23 protein-coding genes are annotated in these 24,156 nt (G+C 63.9%); 5 read left to right on the forward strand and 18 right to left on the reverse strand.

Annotation, left to right across the window (positions count from 1 at the left end; all coding sequences use genetic code 11):
• Positions 1 to 7 precede the first annotated feature (7 nt).
• From tsaB to ppc, 3 genes are all read right to left on the reverse strand, one after another.
• The gene (gene tsaB / locus FEM01_RS06990; protein WP_138218639.1) at positions 8 to 682 is read right to left on the reverse strand and encodes a tRNA (adenosine(37)-N6)-threonylcarbamoyltransferase complex dimerization subunit type 1 TsaB; all 675 of its coding nucleotides are present in this window, start codon (positions 680 to 682) and stop codon (positions 8 to 10) included.
• Positions 683 to 839: 157 nt separating this feature from the next.
• Complete coding sequence (gene adk / locus FEM01_RS06995) at positions 840 to 1,490, reverse strand: adenylate kinase (protein WP_028691565.1); 651 nt, start codon at positions 1,488 to 1,490, stop codon at positions 840 to 842.
• Positions 1,491 to 1,749: 259 nt separating this feature from the next.
• Entirely contained in the window at positions 1,750 to 4,377 is a 2,628-nt protein-coding gene (gene ppc, locus FEM01_RS07000) for a phosphoenolpyruvate carboxylase (RefSeq protein WP_138218641.1), read from the reverse strand.
• Between the two features lie 144 nt (positions 4,378 to 4,521).
• On the opposite strand from ppc, the gene FEM01_RS07005 reads away from it, so the two are divergent.
• The 4 genes from FEM01_RS07005 to FEM01_RS07020 are packed head-to-tail and all read left to right on the forward strand — an operon-like array spanning position 4,522 to position 6,383.
• Positions 4,522 to 4,866, forward strand: coding sequence for a pilin assembly protein (locus FEM01_RS07005; RefSeq protein WP_138218643.1), 345 nt, complete (start codon positions 4,522 to 4,524; stop codon positions 4,864 to 4,866).
• A gap of 21 nt (positions 4,867 to 4,887) precedes the next feature.
• Positions 4,888 to 5,076 carry a hypothetical protein gene (locus tag FEM01_RS07010; protein WP_138218645.1) on the forward strand — a complete coding sequence of 63 codons (189 nt, stop codon included), beginning with the start codon at positions 4,888 to 4,890 and terminating at the stop codon, positions 5,074 to 5,076.
• Between the two features lie 56 nt (positions 5,077 to 5,132).
• On the forward strand, positions 5,133 to 5,546 hold the full coding sequence (locus FEM01_RS07015; protein ID WP_138218647.1) for a DUF4398 domain-containing protein: 414 nt from the start codon (positions 5,133 to 5,135) through the stop codon (positions 5,544 to 5,546).
• A gap of 48 nt (positions 5,547 to 5,594) precedes the next feature.
• Positions 5,595 to 6,383 carry an OmpA family protein gene (locus tag FEM01_RS07020; RefSeq protein WP_138218649.1) on the forward strand — a complete coding sequence of 263 codons (789 nt, stop codon included), beginning with the start codon at positions 5,595 to 5,597 and terminating at the stop codon, positions 6,381 to 6,383.
• 116 nt (positions 6,384 to 6,499) lie between these two features.
• Here FEM01_RS07020 and FEM01_RS07025 read toward each other — a convergent pair whose 3' ends face one another.
• The 15 genes from FEM01_RS07025 to FEM01_RS07095 form a co-directional block, all read right to left on the reverse strand.
• On the reverse strand, positions 6,500 to 6,826 hold the full coding sequence (locus FEM01_RS07025; RefSeq protein WP_138218651.1) for a hypothetical protein: 327 nt from the start codon (positions 6,824 to 6,826) through the stop codon (positions 6,500 to 6,502).
• The gene (locus tag FEM01_RS07030) at positions 6,823 to 7,746 is read right to left on the reverse strand and encodes an alpha/beta hydrolase (RefSeq protein ID WP_138218653.1); all 924 of its coding nucleotides are present in this window, start codon (positions 7,744 to 7,746) and stop codon (positions 6,823 to 6,825) included. The genes FEM01_RS07025 and FEM01_RS07030 overlap by 4 nt, the downstream gene beginning before the upstream one ends.
• Entirely contained in the window at positions 7,718 to 8,995 is a 1,278-nt protein-coding gene (locus FEM01_RS07035; RefSeq protein ID WP_138218655.1) for a flavohemoglobin expression-modulating QEGLA motif protein, read from the reverse strand. The genes FEM01_RS07030 and FEM01_RS07035 overlap by 29 nt, the downstream gene beginning before the upstream one ends.
• A gap of 162 nt (positions 8,996 to 9,157) precedes the next feature.
• Positions 9,158 to 9,706 (reverse strand): hypothetical protein, encoded by a 549-nt coding sequence (locus FEM01_RS07040; RefSeq protein ID WP_138218657.1) that lies wholly within the window; start codon positions 9,704 to 9,706, stop codon positions 9,158 to 9,160.
• 26 nt (positions 9,707 to 9,732) lie between these two features.
• Positions 9,733 to 10,437 (reverse strand): TetR/AcrR family transcriptional regulator, encoded by a 705-nt coding sequence (locus FEM01_RS07045; RefSeq protein ID WP_138218659.1) that lies wholly within the window; start codon positions 10,435 to 10,437, stop codon positions 9,733 to 9,735.
• Between the two features lie 185 nt (positions 10,438 to 10,622).
• Positions 10,623 to 12,125, reverse strand: coding sequence for a lysine--tRNA ligase (lysS, locus tag FEM01_RS07050; protein WP_138218661.1), 1,503 nt, complete (start codon positions 12,123 to 12,125; stop codon positions 10,623 to 10,625).
• A gap of 93 nt (positions 12,126 to 12,218) precedes the next feature.
• A protein-coding gene (gene prfB, locus FEM01_RS07055) for a peptide chain release factor 2 (protein ID WP_138218663.1) occupies positions 12,219 to 13,314 on the reverse strand; the annotation gives its coding sequence in 2 pieces (ribosomal slippage) (positions 12,219 to 13,241 and positions 13,243 to 13,314; 1,095 coding nt in all).
• A gap of 263 nt (positions 13,315 to 13,577) precedes the next feature.
• Positions 13,578 to 14,582 (reverse strand): response regulator, encoded by a 1,005-nt coding sequence (locus tag FEM01_RS07060; protein ID WP_138218665.1) that lies wholly within the window; start codon positions 14,580 to 14,582, stop codon positions 13,578 to 13,580.
• 51 nt (positions 14,583 to 14,633) lie between these two features.
• Entirely contained in the window at positions 14,634 to 15,647 is a 1,014-nt protein-coding gene (locus tag FEM01_RS07065; protein WP_138218667.1) for a chemotaxis response regulator protein-glutamate methylesterase, read from the reverse strand.
• Complete coding sequence (locus tag FEM01_RS07070; RefSeq protein ID WP_138218669.1) at positions 15,644 to 17,926, reverse strand: hybrid sensor histidine kinase/response regulator; 2,283 nt, start codon at positions 17,924 to 17,926, stop codon at positions 15,644 to 15,646. The genes FEM01_RS07065 and FEM01_RS07070 overlap by 4 nt, the downstream gene beginning before the upstream one ends.
• Positions 17,923 to 18,591, reverse strand: coding sequence for a chemotaxis protein CheW (locus FEM01_RS07075; protein ID WP_138218671.1), 669 nt, complete (start codon positions 18,589 to 18,591; stop codon positions 17,923 to 17,925). The genes FEM01_RS07070 and FEM01_RS07075 overlap by 4 nt, the downstream gene beginning before the upstream one ends.
• Complete coding sequence (locus tag FEM01_RS07080; protein ID WP_138218673.1) at positions 18,588 to 19,826, reverse strand: CheR family methyltransferase; 1,239 nt, start codon at positions 19,824 to 19,826, stop codon at positions 18,588 to 18,590. The genes FEM01_RS07075 and FEM01_RS07080 overlap by 4 nt, the downstream gene beginning before the upstream one ends.
• Complete coding sequence (locus FEM01_RS07085) at positions 19,823 to 20,338, reverse strand: chemotaxis protein CheW (protein ID WP_138218675.1); 516 nt, start codon at positions 20,336 to 20,338, stop codon at positions 19,823 to 19,825. Before FEM01_RS07085 ends, FEM01_RS07080 begins: the two co-directional genes overlap by 4 nt.
• Positions 20,339 to 20,343: 5 nt before the next feature.
• On the reverse strand, positions 20,344 to 21,966 hold the full coding sequence (locus FEM01_RS07090) for a methyl-accepting chemotaxis protein (protein ID WP_138218677.1): 1,623 nt from the start codon (positions 21,964 to 21,966) through the stop codon (positions 20,344 to 20,346).
• Between the two features lie 128 nt (positions 21,967 to 22,094).
• Positions 22,095 to 22,778, reverse strand: coding sequence for a tellurite resistance TerB family protein (locus FEM01_RS07095; protein ID WP_138218679.1), 684 nt, complete (start codon positions 22,776 to 22,778; stop codon positions 22,095 to 22,097).
• A 203-nt stretch (positions 22,779 to 22,981) separates the two neighbouring features.
• Here FEM01_RS07095 and ydcS point away from each other — a divergent pair, with 203 nt between their 5' ends.
• Positions 22,982 to 24,121, forward strand: coding sequence for a putative ABC transporter substrate-binding protein YdcS (gene ydcS / locus FEM01_RS07100; protein ID WP_138218681.1), 1,140 nt, complete (start codon positions 22,982 to 22,984; stop codon positions 24,119 to 24,121).
• Positions 24,122 to 24,156: the final 35 nt, after the last annotated feature.

The following is a 24,156-nucleotide window of genomic DNA, read 5'->3' on the forward strand; positions in this document are numbered from 1 at the left end:
GTATCCGTCAACGCGCCTTTGGCGTCGCCACGTTGTCGCGCAGGTACACAGGCTGCGCCAACTCGGCGGCCACCGCCTCGCCACGGGTCCAGGCGAAACGGGCCAGGCTGAGGATGTCCTGAGCATCGGGCAACGCGGCCGGATCGCTCGCTGTCAGTTTTACCGCCAGGCGTTCAGCCAGGCTCCAGCCGGTACCGGCGCCATACCAATCGTCACCCAAGTCGTCGGGCAAGGCCACGCGTTCAGGGGCGATCACCGCCTCCTGGCCGATCAGGCGCATCTCGCCCAGTTCAGCCTGATAGCAGCCCCAGTACACCTCGTCCATGCGCGCATCGATAGCCGCCGCAACCTGCTGCACACCATGACGGCGCAGGGCGCCTTGGGCCAGGGCAGCCAGGTTAGATGTCGGCAGCACGGGGCGTTCGAGGGCGAACGCCAGGCCCTGGACCACGCCGATGGCGATACGCACGCCGGTGAACGCGCCCGGGCCACGGCCGAAGGCGATGGCATCCACTGCGCTCAAGGCCACGCCCGAGTCGGCCAGCAACTGCTTGATCATCGGCAGCAGCTTTTGCGCGTGCATACGCGGGATCACCTCATAGTGGCTGGTCACCTTGCCGTCATGCAGCAGGGCGACGGAACAGGCTTCGGTGGCGGTATCCAGGGCCAACAAGGTGGTCATCGAACGGGTATCCAGGGGCAGGAGTAAAGACGCGGCATTATAGGGCAGCAGTGGCCTGTGTGTGTAGGCGCGGCCTCGTGCCGCGCCTACAAGGGGGCGTTGTGGCGGACAAACGAAAACGGCCCGCAAGCGGGCCGTTTTCATGCGTGCCGGTAGATCAGCTCAGGGCTGCGAGCACCTTGGCAGTGATCGACTCGACCGAGCCTACCCCTTCGATATGGCTGTACTTCGGCTTGCCGGCGTTGGCGGCCGACAACTTCTGGTAGAAGTCCACCAGCGGCTTGGTCTGGCTGTGGTAGACCGACAGGCGATGGCGTACGGTTTCTTCCTTGTCATCGTCGCGCTGGATCAGGTCTTCGCCGGTGACGTCGTCCTTGCCTTCGACTTTCGGCGGGTTGTACTGGATGTGGTAGGTACGCCCCGATGCCAGGTGCACACGACGGCCGGCCATGCGGCCGACGATCTCTTCGTCGTCCACGGCGATCTCGACCACCGCATCGATATCGACACCCGCGGCGACCATGGCTTCAGCTTGCGGGATGGTGCGCGGGAAACCGTCGAACAGGCAGCCATTGGCGCAATCAGGCTGGGCGATGCGCTCCTTCACCAGGCTGATGATCAACTCATCGGAGACCAGCTGACCGGCATCCATGACTTTCTTGAGTTCCAGGCCCAGGGGGGTGCCGGCCTTGACGGCAGCACGCAGCATGTCACCGGTGGAGATCTGTGGAATACCGAACTTTTCGGTGATGAACTTTGCCTGAGTACCTTTACCGGCCCCGGGAGCTCCCAGCAGAATTACGCGCATCTTGTGCTCCTCATAATTTTTTTATGTAAATCAACGGATTCGGCGCACAAGGCCAACTCCGGAAAATCGGACGAGACCGCAAAATCGGTCAGAGGGCTGCTCAAGATACACAGCGCCCGCCCCCCCGACAAGCGTCCCAAAGGGGCAGCCAAGGGTCCGGTGCAGCCCGCCAGTGGGCAGGTTGCGCCCAGCGCAACCATGCCTTCTACAGCCTCGGCTTGGCACCGGCCTGGCTTAGCGGCATCCGCGCGCCATCCACTTACCCGGTGTTGCGCAACCCCGCCGCGATACCCGCCACGGTCACCAACAAGGCCTGCTCCAATGGGCTATCCAGAGCGGCTTCGCGGCTGCGCGAGCGGGCCAGCAACTCGGCTTGCAAGCGGTGCAACGGGTCCAGGTAAGTGTTGCGCAAACGGATGAATTCGAGGGTTTCGGGGCTGTGCGCCAGTAGCACCGGCTGCCCGGTCAGGCCCAGCACGACCTGGCACGACTGCGACAATAGGTCGCGCAGATGCACCCCCAATGGCAGCAGTTGCGGTTGCACTAGACGTTGGTCGTAGGCCTCGGCAATCTGCGCATCGGCCTTGGCCAACACCATTTCGAGCATGTCGATGCGGGTACGGAAGAACGGCCACTGTTCGCGCATCTGCGCCAGTAACTCGCCCTGCCCCCGCGCCAGCGCGTTGTTCAGCGCGGTTTCCCAGCCCAGCCAGGCTGGCAGCATCAAGCGGGTCTGGGTCCAGCCGAAAATCCACGGGATAGCCCGTAGGCTCTCGATACCGCCCGCCCTGCGCTTGGCCGGACGACTGCCCAGCGGCAGGCGACCGAGTTCCTGCTCAGGGGTCGACTGGCGGAAATACTCGACAAAGTCGGGATTCTCGCGCACTACGTCGCGGTAGGCCTTCACGCCATCGGCGGCCAACTGGTCCATCAGCGCACGCCAGGCTGGCTGCGGTGGCGGCGGCGGCAACAAGGTGGCTTCCAGCACGGCGGCCAGATACAGGTTGAGGTTCTGCTCGGCGATGCCTGGCAAGCCGAACTTGAAGCGGATCATCTCGCCCTGTTCAGTCGTGCGGAAACGCCCGCCCACCGAACCTGGCGGCTGCGACAGGATCGCCGCATGCGCCGGACCACCGCCACGCCCGACCGTGCCGCCGCGACCATGGAACAACAGCAGCTCGACCTGATGCTCGCGGCAGATGCGCACCAGACTCTCCTGGGCCCGATACTGGGCCCAGGCGGCTGCGGTAGTGCCCGCATCTTTGGCCGAGTCGGAATAGCCGATCATCACCTCCTGCGGGCCATGCAATCCTGCGCGGTAACCCGGCAGGCCCAGCAGCCGCTGCATCACGGGGCCGGCATTGTCCAGGTCAGCCAGGGTTTCGAACAGCGGCACCACACGCATCGGCCGGGTCAGGCCGGCTTCTTTGAGCAGCAATTGCACCGCCAGCACGTCGGAAGCGGCGCCCGCCATGGAGATCACGTAGGAGCCCAATGAGGCCGCTGGGGCGGCGGCGATCTCGCGGCAGGTGGCGAGCACCTCGGCGGTTTCCGCCTGGGGCCTGAAATGCCCCGGCAGCAGTGGCCGGCGGTTCTTCAGTTCAGCCTGCAAGAAGGCAATGCGCTGCTCCTCGTCCCAGTCGGCGTAACGCCCAAGGCCCAGGTAATCGGTGATCTCCGACAGCGCATCGCGATGGCGCGCCGAGTCCTGGCGTATATCCAGACGCACCAAGAACAGGCCGAAGGTCACCGCCCGGCGCAGGCAGTCGAGCAACGGACCGTCGGCGATCACGCCCATGCCACAGGCATGCAGCGACTGGTAGCACAGCTCGAGCGGCGCGATCAGTTCGCGGTTGTCGTGCAGCACGGCGGCGCTGGCCGGTTGCGGGGTGGCCAACGAGGCATGCGCCCAGGCCCGGGTGGCACGCAGCCGCTCGCGCAACTGCTTGAGCAGCGCGCGGTACGGTTCGGCACTGTCGCCGACCTGCTCGCGCAGGGCAGCGCTGGCCGCCTGCATCGACAGCTCTGCCGCCAGGTCGTCGATATCGCGCAGGAACAGGTCGGCAGCCATCCAGCGCGCCAGCAGCAGCACCTCACGCGTCACCACGGCAGTGACATTCGGGTTGCCATCACGATCGCCGCCCATCCAAGAGGCGAAGCGCACAGGTGCGGCCTCCAGCGGCAAGCGCAGCCCGGTGGCCTCGAACAATGCCGCATCGACCTTGCGCAAGTGGCTGGGAATGGCCTGCCACAGCGAATGCTCGATCACCGCGAAGCCCCACTTGGCTTCATCCACCGGGGTGGGCCGGGTGCGGCGGATCTCCTCGGTGTGCCAGGCCTCGGCAATCAATCTGCGCAGGCGCTCGCGCACCTGCTGGCGTTCGGCGGGCAGCAGGTCACGGTGATCCTGCGCCGCCAGTTGCGCCGCGATGGCATCGTATTTCTGGATGAGCGTGCGGCGTGCCACCTCGGTAGGGTGAGCGGTGAGCACCAACTGGATATCCAGACGCGCCACCTGTCGGGCCAAAGTGTCATCGCCATGCCCGGCAGCCTTGAGCCGCGCCAGCAACTCGGGCAGCACCCTGGCCTCGAATGGCTCGGGCTGGTCAGGGTCGCGACGGTGGATCAACTGATACTGCTCGGCGATGTTGGCCAGGTTGAGAAACTGGTTGAACGCGCGCGCCACCGGCAGCAGTTCGTCCTCGGCCAATCCGTCGAGGGTCGAACTCAGTTGCTCGCCCTCCACCAGCCGATCGGCCTTGGCGCTGTGGCGAATGGCCTCGATCTTGTCGAGAAATGCCTGTCCATGCTGCTGGCGGATGGTCTCGCCCAGCAGTTCTCCTAAAAGGTGCACATCCTCACGCAAGCGCTGATCGATATCGCTCATCGGGCCTCTCCACTCCAGGAAACAGCATGCGCCAAGAGTGCCCACTGCCGATGGCGCCTGGCAAGCCACACGCTGCTAAAGCAACTAAAGTGAACAGTGCCTATCCGAAGCATTGCCACCTTTGAGGCTTTGACAGAGGTCATCATGAAAATCCGCGAACTCGCCCATCACTGGGAACAGAATGCCGCCGGACGCCTGAGCCCTACCGGCCATGTGCTGCACTTGGACATGGAGGCCGAGGCGCGCCTGGCGGCGTTGATCGAGATGTACCCCAAGCGCAGCGCCGAAGCGCTGCTCGGCGAACTGGTTGCCGCCGCCCTTGAGGAGCTGGAAGCGAGCTTCCCGTACGTCAAGGGCCAGCAGGTAATCGCCACCGACGAAGAAGGCGATCCGCTGTACGAGGACATCGGCCCCACCCCGCGCTTCCTGGCGCTTTCGCGTCGTCACCTGCACGCCCTCGGTAGTGCCCCGGACGATGATCGCCAGTGACCCCTTCCCAGGCTGCGGGCCTTGCCACACAAGGCCCGCGATACCGCCAGCGTACGCCAAAGTTCCCCCGCCAAAGCGCTGACCGATCAGTCAGCAAAAAAAACATTTAGCGTGCGAATTTTTCTGAACTATCGGAAAAATGCCTCGGTCACAGCCCATAGCCATCACGGCAAAACCCTGCAAAAACGGGCGCTGAAGCGCTCGCCTTGATACAGGGAAACAGCGATGGAATGTGCTCTGCCATCGTCGTTAACAGGAGTGACCCAATGGAGTTGACTACCATGAAGACCCGCATCGCAAAACCCTCCTCCAGCCACCTGCGCGGGCTCAAGCTGGCCGCACTGGCCCTGGGCAGCAGCCTGGTACTGGCCGGTTGCGCTGGCAAGCCACCCAGCGAGCAGTACGCCGTGACCCAATCGGCAGTCAATTCGGCTGTCAGCGCGGGCGGCACCGAGTTCGCCGCGGTGGAAATGAAAGCCGCCCAGGACAAGTTCAAGCAGGCGGAAATCGCCATGCACGACAAAAAGTATGACGAGGCGCGGATGCTCGCGGAACAGGCCGAGTGGGATGCTCGCGTCGCCGAACGCAAAGCGCAGGCCGCCAAGGCCCAGAAGGCCCTGCAGGATGCCCGCCAGGGCGTGCAGGACATTCGCGAGGAAGGCATGCGCAGCGCCGAGTGAGCCTGCCACGCCCCCTGAGCCTTCGTTAGCAATCAAAGGATGAATACCATGCGCAACTACGTCATGATCCCCGCCCTGTTGGCCCTGAGCGTCGGCCTGGCTGCCTGCTCCCACGATCCGAACGCCAACCTGGAGTCGGCCCGCAGCAACTTCTCGGCGCTGCAAAGCGACCCGCAATCGAGCAAGGTCGCCGCGCTCGAAACCAAGGACGCCCAGGACTGGCTGAACAAGGCCGACAAAGCCTATATGGAGCGTGAGGACAGCAAGAAAGTCGATCAGCTCGCCTACCTGACCAACCAGCGTGTAGAGGTGGCCAAACAGACCATCGCCCTGCGCACTGCCGAAGCCGACCTGAAGAACTCGGCCGCCCAGCGCGCCCAAGCAAAGCTGGACGCCCGCGACGCGCAGATCAAGAAGCTCCAGGAAAGCCTCAACGCCAAGCAGACCGAGCGCGGCACCCTGGTGACCTTCGGTGACGTGCTGTTCGACTTCAACAAAGCCGAACTCAAAAGCAGCGCCTACCCCAACATCACCAAGCTCGCCCAGTTCCTGCAGGAAAACCCTGAGCGCAAGGTGATCGTCGAGGGTTACACCGACAGCGTCGGTTCGGCCAACTATAACCAGAGCCTGTCCGAGCGTCGTGCCGGCGCCGTGCGCATGGCACTGGTCCGCGCTGGCGTCGACCCTGCACGTATCGTCGCCCAGGGCTACGGCAAGGAGTACCCGGTCGCCGACAACACCAGCAACTCCGGTCGCGCGCAGAACCGTCGGGTGGAGGTGACCATCTCCAACGACAACCAGCCGGTGATGCCGCGCTCGGTTAGCCAAGCGCAGTAACGCGTCAACCCGCTTTAGGGCTGCTTTGCAGCCCATTCGCAGCACAAGGCCGCCCCTACACTGACCGCGTCATTTATGCGGACATTGGAGGAGCGGCCTTGTGCCGCGATGGGCCCTCACTGCACCTGCTGCGGCGTCTCCTGCCCCATGCAGCGCACCGCGCGCTTGCGGTTATCCACCAGCACCCCGGTCAGGCCCTTTTGCGTGGTGTCGAACATCACCAACACGCCATCGATGCACTGGGCCACCTGTAGTGCCGGATCAAGGGAAACCTTGTAGTCCTCGCCGGGGATGGTCTTGAGCATGGTGAAATCCTGCAACAACAGGGCGTCTTCGGGCTTGGCGAAATGCAGGTAGCCGTAATACCAGAGGGCCCCCACCGTCACGATGATGCTGCCGACACCGGTCAGGATCAGCGGGATGGCGTTGCGTTCTTCACTCATTGCGTATTGTTCTCGTCAGGGTAATTGGGCACTTCGGCCAAGCGGCGCAGGCCGTTGAAGTGGCTTGGATCGTCCAGGAAGCGCAACATCACCTGGCGCCAGGTCGGATCGGCGAACGTCTGCACGTGGCCGCCCCGGGTCAGTTGCAGCACCCGTGGCGGTGGTGCGTGCTGGTACAACACGATGCCATTGCTCATCGGCACCAAAGCGTCGTCGATGCTATGGAAGAACAGCTTCGGCGGGCCTGCAAGCCGCTCGATGGCGTGAATCGGGCTGTCAGCGTCAGGCACCAGCCACGACAACGGCACTTGCAGCGGCCAGGTCAGCCAGGCGGTGCTCAGGGCATAGCGCCCTACCGCCCGATAGCTCGCCGGTACACCGTCGAAGACCAGCGCACTGAAGCGTTGGCGCTGCTCGGGATGGGCTGCCAGGTAGTGAATGGCCATCGCCCCGCCCAGGCTCTGCCCCAACAACACCAGCGGCTTGCCCTGCACTTCGGGCGCGCGTTCGAGCCAGGCCATCGCTGCGGCAATATCCTCATAGACCGCTGGCAGACTCGGTTTACCCTCGGACAGGCCGTAGCCCCGGTAGTCGATCATCAACACCTGCCAGCCCTGCTCCGGCAGCCAGTAGCTGCCGCCCAGATGGCCTGGCAGGTTGCCCCCGTTACCGTGCAGGTGCAGCACCGTGCCCTTCACCGGCACACCGGCTTTGGCCGGCAACCACCAGCCGTTCAGACGCACGCCGTCAGCCGTGGTGAGAGTCAGGTCGCGATACTCAAGCTTGGCCCGCGCTGGGGTAAACGGCTGGCCAGGCTCGGGGAAGAACAGCAGGCTGCTGCAACCGCACAGGCCCAGCAGCAGCATGCCCAGGGCCAGTAAGCGGCAGCGCTCAGAGAATGTTCGCGTAGTCGGCTTCAATACGGTCCAGGCTCAGGTGGTTGAGGAAGTTGGAGAAGCACATCCAGGCCGACAACGCGTTAAGGTCGCGGAACTGCTCCGGCAGGTACTTGGGTGGTTCCACCAACCCTTCTTCGACCAATTGGCGCAACGTGCGCATGTCTTCCAGGGTGGTCTTGCCGCAGAACAGCAACGGGATCTGCTCCAGCTTGCCCTTCTTCACGGCCAACTGAATGTAGTTGTAAACCATGATGAAGCCCTTGAGGTAGGACAAGTCCTTGGTGAATGGCAGCCCATTGGGGACCGAGCCACGGAACACCCGACTGGCATTACTGTAGCTCTGGGCCATCTCGAAGCCCTGCTCTCGGAAGAAGTCGAACACCTGCAGGAAATCCGCGCCCTCCTCGACCATGTGGATGGCCCGGGTACGGTTGGCCAGCTTGCGCAGGCGGCTGGGGTAGGAGGCGAAGGCGATCACCTCCATCAGGATCGCCAGGCCTTCCTGGGTCACCGTCGAAGAGGGTGGGCCCTTGGCCAGGAACGTGCAGATCGGCTGATTGAGGCCGTTGAGGGTGGTGCCGACATGCACTAGGCCTTCGTGCACTTCCAGCGCACGCACATCGCGACTGTTGAACATGGCATCGGCGCGCACCTTGATGTAGTCAGCGCCAGCGGCCGCATCCGCCACGATACCGTCAGACTCGAACACCCGGATGGTTTCCTCGGCCTCGCCGAACACCTTGTTCAGGCGACGCTGGAGAATCTCCACGGCTTGCTTGGCCGTGAGGTTCTTCGGCTCGTCCTTGAGGTCGCCACGGCCATCGATGTTGTCGAGGTAGTTCGAGAGCATCAGGCCCAAGTCGGCCAAGGTGGGGTCGCCGGCGTGAAAGGCATCGGAGGCAGCGCCGTAGAGCTCCTGGGAGATCAGCCCGAAATCTTCGGTGCCGCGCGCTTCGAGCATACGCACCACCATGCGGTATTCCTTGCACATGCGCTTCATGATCTGCCCGACCGGGTTGAACTGGCCGAGTTGGCGAGTGATGTCGCGCTCGATGCTCTGGAACTCGGCCTTGACCGCGCTGGAGTCGAACGACAGCGGGCGGTTCAGGTAGTAGGCCCGGTCAATCGCTGGTGGCTCCTTGCCCTTGGCCTGGAGAAAACCCTGGCGAATGCTGTCGTCCCACTTCACCGCGTCGAGCACACGGATCGGGGTCTGCGCGGCGACGATGCGATCAGACAGGGTACGTATGGTCTGCTGGTATTCGTCCACCGGTGGACTCCTTGTTAGCGCAAAGTACCGAGCTTTGCTGTGCCTGAACCGGCCTCTTCGCAGGCAAGCCCGCTCCCAAAGGGAGCGTAAATGCTTTCAAGTCGAGCGCAATACCTGTGGGGGGGTGGGCTTGCCCGCGAAGAGGCCACAACAGGTGACTACCTACTTACCGGATCGCTGAAAACGCGCCACTTCGACGAACAGATCAGAGTTGGCCGGGTCGTCCAGATAAGCCAGCACCCGCGCCGACGGGCTGTCGATCAACACGCCTTCCTCGTTGTCTTCCGGTACCTGAGTCGTGCGACCGCTCAGTTCTTTCTTCTCGACGGCCTGCTGCACCTGCTCGACATCGAGGTTGTAGAGCACCAGCTCGTTGCCATCGACGATATCGAAACCGCCGATCAGGAAGTTGCCGCCCAGGCGCTTGGGCACGCCGGCAGACAAGTACCAGCGGTTGCCATGGCGCGCGACGGTGAACACATACTCTTGCGGCGCCTTGCCCTTGGCCGTGGCCACCGCCTTGTAGGCATCGGCACCGCTGCGGCTGATCGCAAGCTTCAGTGGCTCGCCCCAGGCGTCCTTGCTGCTCCATTTGCCGAGCAAGGCCTTGGGCGCCGCCTGGTTGGCCGGAAGCGGCTCGTTAAAGGTCACCAGACAACCGCCCAGCAAGAGGAATGACAAGGTCAACAACACCACACGCCAGGCTTTCATCAGGTTCTCCTTGAAAATCGTTCGCGTCAGGCCGAAGCCAGCACCATCTGCAGGTATCGGACAAGAATAGCGAGCATCTGCTCATCGGCCTGCGCATCGGCAGCCTTGAGCAGGCCCTGATATTCCATCTGCTCGATGATCGCCGTCAACATCTGGGCATCCTGCTCGGGCTGGCGCGAGCCGACCACCTGAAGCATCTGCCGTGCGCCATGCAGCAGGATCTGCTCGTGGGCGCAGACCAGTTCGGCCAGGCGCGGGCACAACAGCGCTTCCTGACGGAAGCCCTGTTCGGCCATGAGGAAATCACGACGGTTGTTGAGCTGGCGGATAACGTAGTCGGCGGTCATGCGCGCCACTTCGTCCGCCAGCCGCACGCGGGCCTGCGGGGTGCCATCGCCCTGGGCCAACAACTGGCGCAGCACCCCTTCGGTGTTGGCCCACAACTTGGCCATGTAGGCAGCGCTACGCTCGACGTACTGGGCGAAGGTGTCGGCCAGCAGGTCCTGGATATCCTTGAAATAGTAGGTGGTCGCCGACAGCGGCACGCCGGCCTCGGCGGCTACCGCACGGTGACGCACACCGCGCACCCCATCACGCACGACAATGCGCATGGCAGCGTCGAGGATCTGCTGGCGGCGCTGCTCGCTGCCTTGGCGGGCGGTCTTGCGACCCTGGTATTGCACGCTTTCGGCGACGGCGGTAGCGATGCCAGCGGCGCCTTGTTGGGCCATTGCAGGTGTCACTCTGATTACCTCATGGTCAGTTTTCGACCTGTACCGGCCCCTTCGCGGGCAAGTCCGCCCCCACAGTGGCAGATTGCCCATGCGGAGCGGCCTTGACCGCGAAGGGCCGGCACAGCCACTACACGTGTACAGGCAAGAAAAAGCCGCCTCGAAAGGCGGCTTTTTCAGTCGACTCAGGCCTGTGGACGCATGTGCGGGAACAGGATCACATCGCGGATCGACGGCGAGTTGGTCAACAGCATCACCAGACGGTCGATGCCAATGCCCTCGCCTGCGGTCGGCGGCATGCCGTACTCCAGGGCACGCACGAAGTCGGCGTCGTAGTGCATCGCTTCATCATCACCGGCGTCTTTCTCGGCAACCTGGGCCAGGAAGCGCTCGGCCTGATCCTCGGCGTCGTTCAGCTCGGAATAGGCGTTGGCGATCTCGCGCCCGCCAATGAACAGCTCGAAGCGGTCGGTCACTGCCGGGTTGTCGTCGTTGCGGCGCGCCAGTGGCGAGACTTCGAACGGGTACTCGGTGATGAAGTGCGGCTGCTCCAGCTTGTGCTCGACCAACTCTTCGAAAATCATCACCTGCAGCTTGCCCAGGCCTTCGTGGCCAAGCACCTTGGCGCCAGCCTTCTTGGCGATTTCACGGGCACGCTCGACATCCTGCAGGTCGGCAGCGGTCAACTCCGGGTTGTACTTGAGGATCGAGTCAAACACCGACAGACGCGCGAACGGCTCGCCGAAGTGGAACACCTTGTCGCCGTACGGCACGTCGGTGGTGCCCAGCACCAGTTGCGCCAGCTCGCGGAACAGTTCCTCGGTGAGGTCCATGTTGTCGCGATAATCGGCGTACGCCTGGTAGAACTCGAGCATGGTGAACTCGGGGTTGTGACGGGTCGAGACGCCTTCGTTACGGAAGTTGCGGTTGATCTCGAAGACCTTTTCGAAGCCACCGACCACCAGGCGCTTGAGGTACAGCTCCGGCGCGATACGCAGGAACATGGCCATGTCCAGGGCGTTGTGGTGGGTTTCAAACGGCTTGGCCGCAGCCCCGCCGGGGATGGTTTGCAGCATCGGCGTCTCGACTTCGAGGAAGTCACGCTCGATCAGGAACTTGCGGATGTGCGAGATCACCTGCGAACGCACCCGGAAGGTATGGCGGGTGTCCTCGTTGACCATCAGGTCGACGTAACGCTGGCGATAGCGCTGCTCGGTGTCGGTCAGGCCGTGGTGCTTGTCCGGCAGTGGGCGCAGCGACTTGGTCAGCAGGCGAACGTCGGTCATTTCGACGTACAGGTCGCCCTTGCCGGAGCGGGCCAGGGTGCCTTCGGCGCTGATGATATCGCCCAGGTCCCAGGTCTTGACCGCCGCCAGGGTTTCTTCTGGCAGGGTCTTGCGGTTGACGTAGACCTGGATGCGACCGGTCATGTCCTGGATGACCATGAACGAGCCTCGATTGAGCATGATGCGGCCAGCCACCTTGACCGGGATCGCGGCTGCTTCCAGCTCTTCCTTGGTCTTGTCCGCGTACTGCTTTTGCAGGTCGTTGCAGTAGCTGTCGCGACGGAAGTCGTTGGGGAAGGCATTACCCTTGGCGCGCTCGGCAGCAAGTTTTTCCTTGCGCAGGGCGATCAGGGCGTTTTCTTCCTGTTGCAGGTCTTGCGATTCGGTCTTGAGGTCGCTCATGTCGTCATTCTTTCCATCAGGTGTTCGTTGCCCCACGCGGGTGAGGGATCGCGGGGCAAGCCCGATAGCATGGGCCTGCCGCCGCTTGGATGCTTACAGCCCCTGCTTGAGGCTCGCTTCCAGGTACTGGTCGAGGTCGCCGTCCAGAACCTTCTGGCAGTCGCTGCGCTCGACGCCGGTACGCAGGTCCTTGATGCGCGAGTCGTCGAGCACGTAGGAGCGGATCTGGTGGCCCCAGCCGATGTCCGACTTGCTGTCTTCCAAGGCCTGGGAGGCAGCGTTGCGCTTCTGCATTTCCAGCTCGTACAACTTGGCCCGCAGCATTTTCATGGCGGTGTCCTTGTTGGCGTGCTGGGAGCGTTCGTTCTGGCACGCCACCACGGTGTTGGTCGGCACGTGAGTGATACGCACCGCCGAGTCGGTGGTGTTGACGTGCTGGCCACCAGCGCCCGAGGAGCGGTAGGTGTCGATGCGCAGGTCCGAAGGGTTGATCTCGATCTCGACCTTGTCGTCGATTTCAGGCGAGACGAACACCGCCGAGAACGACGTATGGCGACGCGCGCCGGAGTCGAACGGGCTCTTGCGCACTAGGCGGTGCACGCCGATCTCGGTACGCAGCCAGCCGAAGGCGTATTCGCCCTTGATGTGCACGGTGGCACCCTTGATACCGGCGACTTCGCCTTCGGACAACTCGATGATGGTGGCATCGAAACCGCGCTTGTCAGCCCAGCGCAGGTACATGCGCAGCAGGATGTTGGCCCAGTCCTGCGCCTCGGTGCCGCCGGAACCTGCCTGGATGTCCAGGTAGGCGTTGTTCATGTCCATCTCGCCGCTGAACATGCGACGGAACTCGAGCAGGGCGAGGGATTCCTCAAGCCCTTCCAGCTCGGTCACGACATCGCTGACAGCGCCTTCATCACCTTCCTCGACGGCCATGTCGAGCAGGTCCTTGCAGTCGACCAAGCCGTTGGACAGCTTGTCGAGGGTCTCGACCACCTGGGCCAGCATGGCACGCTCGCGGCCCAGGGCCTGGGCGTACTCGGGCTTGTTCCAGACGTTCGGGTCTTCGAGTTCGCGGTTTACTTCGACCAGACGATCATGCTTGTGATCGTAGTCAAAGATACCCCCGAATGGACTGGGAGCGTTCGGTGAGGTCCTTGATGGTGTTCAGGATCGGTTGGATTTCCATGGGGCGGGCTACTCGCAAGAATTCGGTGAAAAGCCCGCGAGTATAACCGAGTCTTGAGCATGGCGGCAGACCCGCCGGGCAGGAGCTGCATGGCCTTTGCATGAACAACCATCTGAAGGATTAGGCGGCCCCTGGAGCGGCCTTGCCGGGGCGCCGGACCGGCCGGAAAGGGGCGCTAAGCGGCCCCAGGACCTCGGCATCCTGCAAAACCACCGGGGCCGCTGCGCGGCACAAGGCCGCTCCTACAGGGACCGTGAGCGGCTTCAGGCGATACCGACCTGGTTGCGCCCGTTGTTCTTGGCCAGGTAAAGCCCCTTGTCCGCCGCCGAGATCAACTGCCGACAGTGACTGCCTTGTGCCGGCGTCTGGGTCGCAAGGCCGATGCTCACGGTCAGGTGCGAGCCTGGCAGCGGGGCAATGTGTGGGATGTTCAGGGCGATTATACCCTGGCGCAGCTTCTCGGCCACCAGCCGTGCGCCGCCCGGCGAGGTATTGGGCAGCACCAGGGCGAACTCCTCGCCGCCATAGCGCGCAGGCAGGTCGCTAGGGCGTGCGCAACAGCCGCGAATCCCCTCGGCCACCTGGCGCAGGGCCTCGTCACCGGCCAGATGGCCAAAGCTGTCGTTGAACACCTTGAAGTAGTCGACATCGATCATCAGCAGTGACAACTGCTGCTGCTCGCGCATTGCCCGGCGCCACTCCAGTTCAAGGTACTCGTCGAAGTGGCGGCGGTTGGACAGTCCGGTGAGTCCATCGGAGTTCATCAACCGTTGCAGCATCAGGTTGGTATCGAGCAGTTGCTGCTGGCTCACGCGCAGTGCGCGGTAGGCCTCATCGCGCTGCAACAGGGTGAGGTAGGAGCGCGAGTGATAGCGAATGCGCGCCACCAGTTCGATGGTATCGGGCAGCTTGACCAGGTAATCGTTGGCGCCCGCAGCGAACGCCGCGCTCTTGACCAGTGGGTCTTCCTTGGTCGACAACACGATGATCGGAATGTCCTGGGTGGCGGGGTTGTTGCGGTACTCGCGCACCAGGGTCAGGCCATCGAGGCCCGGCATGATCAGGTCCTGCAGGATCACCGTGGGCTTGATGCGCATGGCCTGGGCCACCGCCTGGTGCGGGTCGGCACAGAAGTGGAAGTCGATGTTGTCTTCATGGGCAAGCCCGCGCCGCACCGCCTCGCCAATCATCGCCTGGTCGTCCACCAGCAAAACCATGGCCGCATTTTCGTTGGTGGTCGTCAGAACTTCGGTTGGCAGATCATTCATCCCTAGTCACCCGATCACTGCCGGCCAGGCGGCGTGAATCATTGCATGTCGTCATTTCGAAAAAATATCCATCAGGCGTCCGGCTATGCGTTCAAGCGGACGGATCTCGACAGCTGCGCCAATCGCGGCCGCCGCCTTGGGCATGCCGTATACCGCACTGCTGTGCTGGTCCTGGGCGATGGTCAAAAAGCCCTGCTCGCGCATCAGCTTGAGCCCCTGAGCCCCATCGCGGCCCATACCGGTGAGCAACACGCCGACCGCATCGCCCCTCCAATAGCGCGCCACGCTCTCGAAGAACACATCGATCGAGGGGCGGTAGATTTCGTTGACTGGTTCGGCAGTGTAGGCCAACCGACCGCCTTCGAGCAGGCGAATGTGGTGATTGGTTCCGGCCAGCAGCACCTGGCCAGGCTGCGGAGGCTCCCCTTCAAGCGCCAGGCGCACCGGCAAGCCACTGGCGGAGCACAGCCATTCAGCCATGCCGGCGGCGAACACCTGATCGACGTGCTGCACCAGCACGATGGCGGCCGGGAAGTCGCGCGGCAGCCCTTTGAGCAAGACCTCCAGCGCTGCCGGCCCGCCGGCTGACGAGCCAATCGCGACCAAGCCCTGACGCTGCGACGCCTCGCGCAGGGCCGTCGGCACCGCGCGCGGCGTGCTGGGGCGTTGCTGGCCGATCAACCAGGCGATATTGAGGATCTTGCGCAGCAGCGGGGCTGCGGCCTCGCGGGGATCACCGGCGCCCAACGCGGGGGTATCGACCACATCCAGGGCGCCATAGCCCATGGCCTCGAACACCCGATGCACGTTCTGCTTGCGATCAACCGTGACAATGACGATGGCGCACGGGGTCTCGGCCATAATCCGCCGCGTGGCCTCCACACCGTCCATCACCGGCATGATCAAGTCCATGAGGATCAGGTCCGGGGTCTGCTCGGCGCAGCGGGCAATGGCCTCGGCACCATTGCTGGCCACCCATACCACCTGATGCGCCGGCTCGAAGGCCAAGGCGCGACGCAAGGCCTCGACTGCCATGGGCATGTCATTGACGATGGCAATCTTCATCCCTGGGCACCTCCGATCAGTTCCTCGACGGCATCCAGCAACGCATCGTCATGGAAGCTGGCTTTGGCCAGATAATAGTCGGCGCCGGCATCCAGTCCACGTCGTCGGTCTTCTTCGCGGTCCTTGTAGGAGACCACCATCACCGGCAACGATTGCAGGCGATGGTCGCCGCGCACCAAGGTCACCAGTTCGATGCCGTCCATGCGCGGCATGTCGATGTCGGTGATCAACAGGTCGAAATCCTCGCTGCGCAGGGCGTTCCAACCGTCCATGCCATCCACCGCCACCGCCACTTCGTAGCCGCGATTGCTCAACAGTTTGCGTTGCAGCTCACGCACGGTGAGCGAGTCGTCGACCACCAGCACGCGCTTGCGCGGAACACCCCGGTCGCCTTTGCCGCCCCGCTCGACACGCTCCAGGCGGCCGGTGCTGAGCAGTTTTTCCACTGAGCGCAGCAGGTCTTCGACGTCGATGATCAGCACCACCGAGCCATCGTCGAGCAACGCGCCCGACGAGATATCCTGAACCTTGCCCAGGCGCGGGTCGAGCGGCATCACCACCAGTACCCGCTCGCCGATCAAGCGCTGCACGGCCACGCCATACAACTGGTCGCGCTCGCGGATCACCACCACTCGCAGGCTCTGGCCGTCACCTTGAGCAGCCGGGCGGTTGAGCAACTGGCTGGCAGCCACCAGTCCGATATGCCGGTCCTCGTGCCAGAAGTGCTGGCGCCCTTCGATCTGCACGATGGCCTCGGCAGGTACATCCAAAGTCCGCTCGATATGGGCCAACGGGAAGGCATACGCCTCGCCCCCCTCCTCCACCACCAGGCTGCGTACCACCGACAGGGTCAGCGGCACCTCTAGGTGGAAGCAGCAGCCCTGGCCCGCCGTCTGGGTCAGCTCGATGGCGCCGCGCAGCTCGCGGACCATGTGCTGCACCGCATCCAAACCCACACCGCGACCGGACACCTCGGTCACCGTGTCGCGCAGGCTGAAGCCTGGCAGGAACAGGAAGGTCAACAGCTCGGCCTCGCTCATCTGCGCCACTGTCTCGGCCGGCGATAGGCCACGCGCGACGATGTTGCGGCGCAAGCGCTCGAGGTCGACACCGGCGCCATCGTCGGACAGTTCCAGCACCAACAACCCGGCCTGGTGCGAGGCACGCAGGCGTACTGTGCCTTCGGCAGGCTTGCCGGCCAACAAGCGCCGCTCGGGCAGTTCGATACCATGATCGACCGCGTTGCGTAGCAGGTGCGTCAGCGGCGCTTCGAGCTTTTCCAGGACATCGCGATCGACCTGGGTCTTCTCGCCCTCCACGACCAGTCGCACCGGTTTGTCCAGGGAGCGCCCCAAGTCTCGAACCATGCGGCTCTGCCCGGTCAAGACATCGGCGAACGGGCGCATGCGGCAGGCCAGGGCGGTGTCGTAGAGCAATTGCGCGCGCTGGCTGGCCTGCCAGCCGAACTCGTCAAGGTCGGTGGCCTGTTGCAACAGGATTTGCTGGGTTTCGGCCAGCAACTGCTGAGTCTGGGCCAGGGCGTCAAGCACTTCGGGGCCCTGGCCGCTACCCTCGAGCTGGGTCTTGAGGCCGTCGAGCGCACGCATGCCCTGGCCGTGCATGCGCTTGAGACGCTGCAGCGTGGCCAGGTAGGGCTTGAGCCGCTGGGTCTCGACCAGCGACTTGCTCGACAGATCGAGCAGGCTGTTGAGACGGTCAGCCGTGACCCGCAGGACCCGCTCAGCCGCATCGCGCTTGCCTGCCTTGCGGGGCGTCGCAGGTTCTGGTTCCGGCTCTGCATCAGGGGCTGGGTCGGGCTCGCGGACAGCGAGCGGCTCAAACTGCGCAGGCGCGACAACGGCTGGCACCGCGGGCATCGGCAGCGCCGCCGACGGGTCCAGCAGGCCCGCCATCTGCACCAGGAACACCGGCACTGCGGCCTCGCCGCCCTTGTCACCCGGCGTGGCGATGCGCATCAACAAGTCGGTGCCTTGCAGCAGGGCGTCGATATGCTCGGGGCGCAGTTGCAGACGACCTTCCTGCGCGGCGACCAGGCAATCCTCCATGACATGCGCGACGCTGACCCCGGCGTCGATACCGACGATCCGCGCAGCGCCCTTGAGCGAGTGGGCCGCGCGCATGCAGGCTTCGAGCTGATCGGGCTGCGCCGGGTTGCGTTCCAGGGCCATCAGGCCGGCACTGAGCACCTGGGTCTGCGCCTCGGCCTCCAGGCTGAAAAGTTCGAGCAACGAAGCATCGCGCATTTGCTCGGGGGTCATGACAGGCTCCGCTTCACAGCTTGCAGTAGATGTTGTTCGTCCAGTACCCGCACGCTACGGCTGCGCCATTGCAGCACCGCTGCAGTGAAATGAGCGGTGTCGCGACCCTGCTCCAGGTGCTCGGGGTCGAGTCGATGAATACCGTCGATCTCATCCACCGGCACCACCACCGGCCCACCCTCGGCGGCAAGGATCAGCATGCGCGGCATGCTCCGCCCGCTACGCGGGGCCTGGGCCTCGACCGCCACCCCGAGCAGATCGGCCAACGACAGGCACGGGACCAGCGCCCCGCGTACATTGGCCACCCCTTGCAATACCCGCGACCGCTGGTGCGGCAACGAGTGCACTGGCTGCAACGGCGCGATCTCGCTCAAGCTGGCCGTGGACAACGCCAGCCACTCATCGCCCAACCGGAACAGCAGCATCGAACGCCCGCTATTGGCCTGTTCGAGCGCTACCGACGCATCGTCACCGTCGTGCTCAAGCTGCGCGTAGCGGTCCAGCAAGCGCGAGGCTGCGGCGGCGTAGACCTCACAGTTGCGGCAATGAATATGCCGTTGCAACAGTGGGCACTGCTTGTTGCCGTGCACGCCGATGCGGTTCCAGCAATCGTCGATGGCCTCGTCATCCTGGGCGATCACCTGCATGTCGTAGTCAACGCTCATCGTTCAGACTCCCTGCCGACCCGCGCCGCTCGCGCCTGCAAGCGCCGGGCACCGCTCTGGTCGCCCTGCGAGGCCAGCAGCGCAGCCAGGTGCATCAGCGCCTCGGGATGCTGGGGGTCCAGGTACAGGGCCTTGCGGTAGTGGATGATGGCCTGTGCCGCATCGCCTTCAGTGTCGCTAAGCAGGCCCAACCAGTAATACACCTGGGCCTTGGGTGCGAACTGCTGCAAGTAGCGCTCGCAGTCGCGTCGGGCCTGACGGCTGTCGCCGCCGTTGGCTGCCTGGGCGATGGCCGCCAGCAACTGCCCCTCGCTCTCGCGCGGGGCCACCGGCAGTGGTGCCGCGCGCGCGGGGCGTGGGGCTGGGCGGGGCATGCTGGGTAGCGGCGGCGGCACGGGCGGATGGCTGGCCTTGACCGGCAGCGGCGCTGGGGCCTCGTCCTGGCGCACGTAGGCGAACGACTGGGCGATCCCCAACGCACGCATGCCCATACGTGCCAACAGGCTACCCTCAGCCGGCCCGATGAACAGCACGCCTTGACGGTCGGCCAGGCGCTTGAGTACCTCGAACACGCGCTGCTGGGTGGGCACATCGAAATAGATCAGCAGGTTGCGGCAGAACACGAAATCGTACAGCCCGTCGCGACGGCTGAGCGCAGGGTCCAGCACGTTGCCTACCTGAAGCTCGACCGTTTGCCGCACCTGCGGACTCAGGCAGTAGATATCCTCGGTTCCAGTCTCGCTGAAGTGCCGCGTGCGGTAGGCCAGATCGCTGCCACGAAACGAGTTGCGCCCATACTCGGCCTGCTGCCCCTTGGCCACGGAGTTGGGGCTGATGTCGATGCCGTCGATGCGGAACGTTCCAGGGCAGAACCCGGCGTCGAGCAAGGCCATGGCGATCGAATAGGGCTCTTCGCCAGTCGAACAGGGCAGGCTGAGGATACGCAGCGGCCGACTTCCCGCCAGTTCCGCCGCCCGTTTTTGCGCCAGCCCCGCAAGTGCCGTGAACGACTCGGGGTAACGAAAGAACCAGGTTTCAGGCACGATCACCGCCTCGATCAGCGCCTGCTGCTCGGCGGCCGACTGGCGCAAGCGCAGCCAATAGTCGTCAAGATCGACGGCCTGCAGCACACTGCAGCGTTGCTGCAAGGCGCGCTCGACCATCGACACACCGACCGACTCCACATCCAGCCCGATGCGCTCTTGCAAGAAGCGGAAGAACCGTTGTTTGCTCATGCCGGCACCTGCCCGGGCGCATTCGGATACAGCAACTGGCGCACCGCTTCGGGCAACAAGTCGTCCACGCAGATACGCTGCAACAAGCCAGCAGCATCCTCGCGCACCGGGCCCAGGTAAGGCGCCGCGCCGTTGTCCAGGCCGTACGGCTTGAACTCATCAGGGTGACAACGCACCGTCTCGGTGGCTTGTTCGAGGATCAGCCCCAGCGGCAGCGCCGGGCGCAACGGATCGCCGTGGTAACGCACCAACACCAGGCGCGTGCTGCTACGCGCGGCCGCCTGCACACCGAAACTCAGCGCCGACACATCGATCACCGGCACCAGTTCACCACGGTGGGCGAGCACCCCGGCGACCCAGGCCGGGGCCTGGGCGATGGGCTTGAGTGGCCGACGCGGCAGCACCTCGAGCACCTCGCGCACATCCAGGGCAAAGCGCTGCGCCCTGATACGAAATTGCAGGTACAGCATGCCCTTGGCCGTGCGGTCCTCGTGGGGATGCGAATGGTTCATCGTCGTCAGACTTTGAAGCGCGAGACACCGCCGCGCAGACCAGAAGCCACCTGGCTCAGCTCATCGATGGCGAAACTCGCCTGGCGCAGTGACTCGACGGTCTGAGTGCTGGCATCGCTCAATTGCGCCAAGGCCTGGTTGATCTGCTCGGCACCGGTGGCCTGGGCCTGCATGCCTTCGTTGACCATCAGTACACGCGGCGCCAGCGCCTGCACCTGATGGATGATCTGGCTCAGTTGCTCGCCGACCTGCTGCACCTCGAACATGCCACGGCGCACCTCTTCAGAGAACTTGTCCATGCCCATCACCCCAGCCGACACCGCCGACTGGATCTCGCGCACCATCTGTTCGATGTCGTAGGTCGCCACAGCGGTCTGATCGGCCAGGCGGCGCACCTCGGTGGCTACCACGGAGAAGCCGCGACCGTACTCACCCGCCTTTTCCGCCTCGATGGCGGCGTTGAGCGACAGCAGGTTGGTCTGGTCGGCCACCTTGACGATGGTCACTACCATCTGAGTGATGTTGCTGGCTTTCTCGTTAAGAATGCCCAGCTTGGCGTTGACCAGGTCGGCGGCGCCCATGACCTGGTGCATGGTCTCTTCCATGCGGGCCAGCCCTTGCTGACCGGAGCCGGCCAGGCTCGAGGCCTGGTCGGCGGCGCTGGTGACCTCGGTCATGGTGCGCACCAAGTCACGCGAGGTGGCGGCGATTTCGCGCGAGGTGGCGCCGATTTCGGTGGTAGTGGCGGCGGTCTCGGTGGCGGTGGCCTGTTGCTGCTTGGAGGTGGCCGCGATCTCGGTAACCGAGGTGGTCACCTGCACCGACGAACGCTGCGCCTGGGCCACCAGCCCCGCCAGGGATTCAGCCATTTCGTTGAAGCCACTTTCGATGGCGCCAAACTCATCCCTGCGATCCAGGCTCAGGCGCATGCTCAGGTCGCCCGAGCGCAACCGGTCAAGGGCGTGGACGATGCGCTGCATGGGCGAGCTGATCGCACGCATCAGCAACAGCCCACAGACGCCGGCGGCGATGATCGCCAACGCCAGCGACACGATCATGCTGACCTTGGCCGTGGACACCGCGCTGACGATCTCGTTGGTGGCCGCGTCGGCCGACTGGCGGTTGCGCTCAATCACCGTGTTCAGGTGCTTGCGCCCCTCCACCCAGGCTGGCGTGAGCACGTCGCCGATCAGGCGCTGGGCCTCGTTGTAATCGTGGCTGCGGTAGGCATCGAGCACCTGGGTGATGATCTTGAGGTAGTCCTGCTCCTGTTGGGTGAACAGGTCGAAAGCCGTCTGGTCCTCTGCGGTGCGGATGGTGGCCTGGTAATTGGCCATCTGCTCCTTGAGCCGATCCTCGAAGCTTTTGAACAACTCGAGGTCGGCCGAGGTGATCTCGCGGCGGTTCGACAGCCCTACCAGTTGCTGACTGGTGACGTAGCTGTCGACCCAGGCGCTGCGAATCATCGAGCTGTAGTAGACCCCGGGAATGCTGTCGGAGCCGACTTGTGCTTCACTGGACTCGATAGCGTCTAGCCGCGAGTAGGCGGCCACGATCATCAGCAACATGATGGCAATGATCACAGCGAAACTTGCCAGGATCCGTTGGCGCAAGGTCCAGTTCTTCACATTCAGCCCTCAGGAATTCGTCACAAGCGGGGAAAAATTGCCGAAGTATAGCCCAGGCGCCCTGCGCTTATGTGGCTGAATACAGCGTTATTCAGGCCTGCGCTGCAAGATTGATAGCAAAATGCCTGCTACTGACCGGCCGCAAGCCGAACCTGGCTCTCCAGCTCCTGACGCAGCGTCGGCTCAAGGCGCAGTTGGCGGGCCAACTCGTCGAGGTAGGCACGTTCCATGAAGTTTTCCTGATCGACCATCATCACGCTGGCCAAATACATTTCGGCGGCCATTTCCGGCGTCTGCGCCGCACGCGCGACTTCGGCAGGGTCGAGAGGCTTGTTCAGCTCGGCATGCAGCCAGTGCTGCAATTCACGGTCGCTGTCCAGACGGGTGAACTCGCCCTCGATCAAGGCCCGCTCGCGCTCATCGATATGGCCATCTGACTTGGCTGCGGCCACCAGCGCGCGCAACACCGCCTGGCTGTGCTGCTCGGCCTGGGCAGGCGGCAGGCGGTCAAGGGTCTGCGGCTCGTGAATGGTGCTTCCCTGGCGCGCCTGCCAGTTGCCGTAGGCTTTGTAGGCCAATACCCCGAGTGCGGCCAGGCCGCCGTAGGTGAGCACCTTGCCGCCATACTTGCGGGCTTTCTTGTTGCCCATCAGCAAGCCCATCGCCCCCGCCGCCAGGGCACCACCACCGGCGCCGGAGAGCAGGTTGCCGAGGCCTCCGGCAGACGGTTTGGCGGTTCCCTTACCGGCTTTGTCAGCCAGCAGTTGCTGGCCGGACTTGAGTAATTGATCGAGCAGACCGCGGGTATTCATGTGCGTCTCTCCACGCGATGAAAAACAGGCCACCAGAGTAGGGCGACGCCCGCCGTTAGCCACCTGAACAAATGCTTCCAGATGTTGCACCGAGCATCGGCAAAAGCGGACTAGACTCGTTCTGGCCATCCTTGCACAACCGGTGTTTCAACCGGCTGGCTCGCTCACTGTCGCGCTCACGACATCCAACAAGAGGGAACATCATGTCAGTGCAAAAGACCGTTTTGCTCGGTGCCCTGCTGGCCAGCGCCGGCGTCCACGCCGCTGGCCTGCCACAAAAGCTCGGTGCCAGCGAAGGACAGCTGGATATCATCGCCTGGCCCGGCTATATCGAGCGCGGTGACAGCGACAAGGCCTACGACTGGGTGAGCGGCTTCGAGAAGCAGACGGGCTGCAAGGTCAACGTCAAGACCGCCGCCACCTCCGACGAGATGGTCAGCTTGATGAGCAAGGGTGGCTACGACCTGGTGACCGCCTCGGGGGATGCCTCGTTGCGGCTGATTGCAGGCAAGCGCGTGCAACCGATCAACACCGCGCTGATCCCCAACTGGAAGAACCTCGACCCGCGCCTGCAAGGGGGTGCTTGGTACGTGGTCAAGGATCAGGTCTATGGCACGCCCTATCAGTGGGGCCCAAACGTGCTGCTGTACAACACCAACGTGTTCAAGACTCCGCCCACCAGCTGGGGGGTGGTGTTCGAGCCGCAGAACCTGCCCGACGGCAAGCCTAACAAGGGCCGTGTACAAGCCTACGACGGGCCGATCTACATCGCCGACGCAGCGCTCTACCTCAAGTCGGCCAAGCCTGAACTCGGGATCCAGAGCCCCTACGAACTCACCGAGGCACAATACAAGGCCGTGCTTGACCTGCTGCGCCAGCAGCAGCCACTGATCCACCGCTACTGGCACGACGCGACCGTGCAGATGAGCGATGTGAAGAACGAGGGCGTGGTCGCCACCAGCTCCTGGGGCTACATGGTCAATGGCTTGCAAGCCGATAAACAGCCCGTCGCCTCGGTGGTGCCCAAAGAAGGCGCTACCGGCTGGGCCGACACCACCATGCTGCACGCCGAAGCCAAGCACCCGAACTGCGCCTACCAGTGGATGGATTGGTCATTGCAGCCCAAAGTGCAAGGTGACGTAGCCGCCTGGTTCGGGTCGTTACCGGCAGTGCCCGCCGCCTGCACCGGCAGCGAGCTGCTCGGAGCCGAGGGCTGCAAGACCAACGGCTTCGACAACTTTGACAAGATCGCCTTCTGGAAGACCCCACAGTCCGAAGGCGGTAAGTTCGTGCCCTACAGCCGCTGGACCCAGGATTACATCGCGATCATGGGTGGACGGTAACAGGAAGCAATTTTGCCAGGTGTCCCGCCCCCCTG

The organism is Pseudomonas mosselii, from assembly GCF_005796105.1.
Classification (GTDB): domain Bacteria; phylum Pseudomonadota; class Gammaproteobacteria; order Pseudomonadales; family Pseudomonadaceae; genus Aquipseudomonas; species Aquipseudomonas mosselii_C.

Coding starts and splice junctions, on each gene's coding strand:
- tsaB (WP_138218639.1), bottom strand. CDS start 682: ATGACCACCTTGTTGGCCCTGGATACCGCCACCGAAGCCTGTTCCGTC.
- adk (WP_028691565.1), bottom strand. CDS start 1,490: ATGCGCGTAATTCTGCTGGGAGCTCCCGGGGCCGGTAAAGGTACTCAG.
- ppc (WP_138218641.1), bottom strand. CDS start 4,377: ATGAGCGATATCGATCAGCGCTTGCGTGAGGATGTGCACCTTTTAGGA.
- FEM01_RS07005 (WP_138218643.1), top strand. CDS start 4,522: ATGAAAATCCGCGAACTCGCCCATCACTGGGAACAGAATGCCGCCGGA.
- FEM01_RS07015 (WP_138218647.1), top strand. CDS start 5,133: ATGGAGTTGACTACCATGAAGACCCGCATCGCAAAACCCTCCTCCAGC.
- FEM01_RS07020 (WP_138218649.1), top strand. CDS start 5,595: ATGCGCAACTACGTCATGATCCCCGCCCTGTTGGCCCTGAGCGTCGGC.
- FEM01_RS07025 (WP_138218651.1), bottom strand. CDS start 6,826: ATGAGTGAAGAACGCAACGCCATCCCGCTGATCCTGACCGGTGTCGGC.
- FEM01_RS07040 (WP_138218657.1), bottom strand. CDS start 9,706: ATGAAAGCCTGGCGTGTGGTGTTGTTGACCTTGTCATTCCTCTTGCTG.
- FEM01_RS07045 (WP_138218659.1), bottom strand. CDS start 10,437: ATGGCCCAACAAGGCGCCGCTGGCATCGCTACCGCCGTCGCCGAAAGC.
- lysS (WP_138218661.1), bottom strand. CDS start 12,125: ATGAGCGACCTCAAGACCGAATCGCAAGACCTGCAACAGGAAGAAAAC.
- FEM01_RS07060 (WP_138218665.1), bottom strand. CDS start 14,582: ATGAATGATCTGCCAACCGAAGTTCTGACGACCACCAACGAAAATGCG.
- FEM01_RS07065 (WP_138218667.1), bottom strand. CDS start 15,647: ATGAAGATTGCCATCGTCAATGACATGCCCATGGCAGTCGAGGCCTTG.
- FEM01_RS07070 (WP_138218669.1), bottom strand. CDS start 17,926: ATGACCCCCGAGCAAATGCGCGATGCTTCGTTGCTCGAACTTTTCAGC.
- FEM01_RS07075 (WP_138218671.1), bottom strand. CDS start 18,591: ATGAGCGTTGACTACGACATGCAGGTGATCGCCCAGGATGACGAGGCC.
- FEM01_RS07080 (WP_138218673.1), bottom strand. CDS start 19,826: ATGAGCAAACAACGGTTCTTCCGCTTCTTGCAAGAGCGCATCGGGCTG.
- FEM01_RS07085 (WP_138218675.1), bottom strand. CDS start 20,338: ATGAACCATTCGCATCCCCACGAGGACCGCACGGCCAAGGGCATGCTG.
- FEM01_RS07095 (WP_138218679.1), bottom strand. CDS start 22,778: ATGAATACCCGCGGTCTGCTCGATCAATTACTCAAGTCCGGCCAGCAA.
- ydcS (WP_138218681.1), top strand. CDS start 22,982: ATGTCAGTGCAAAAGACCGTTTTGCTCGGTGCCCTGCTGGCCAGCGCC.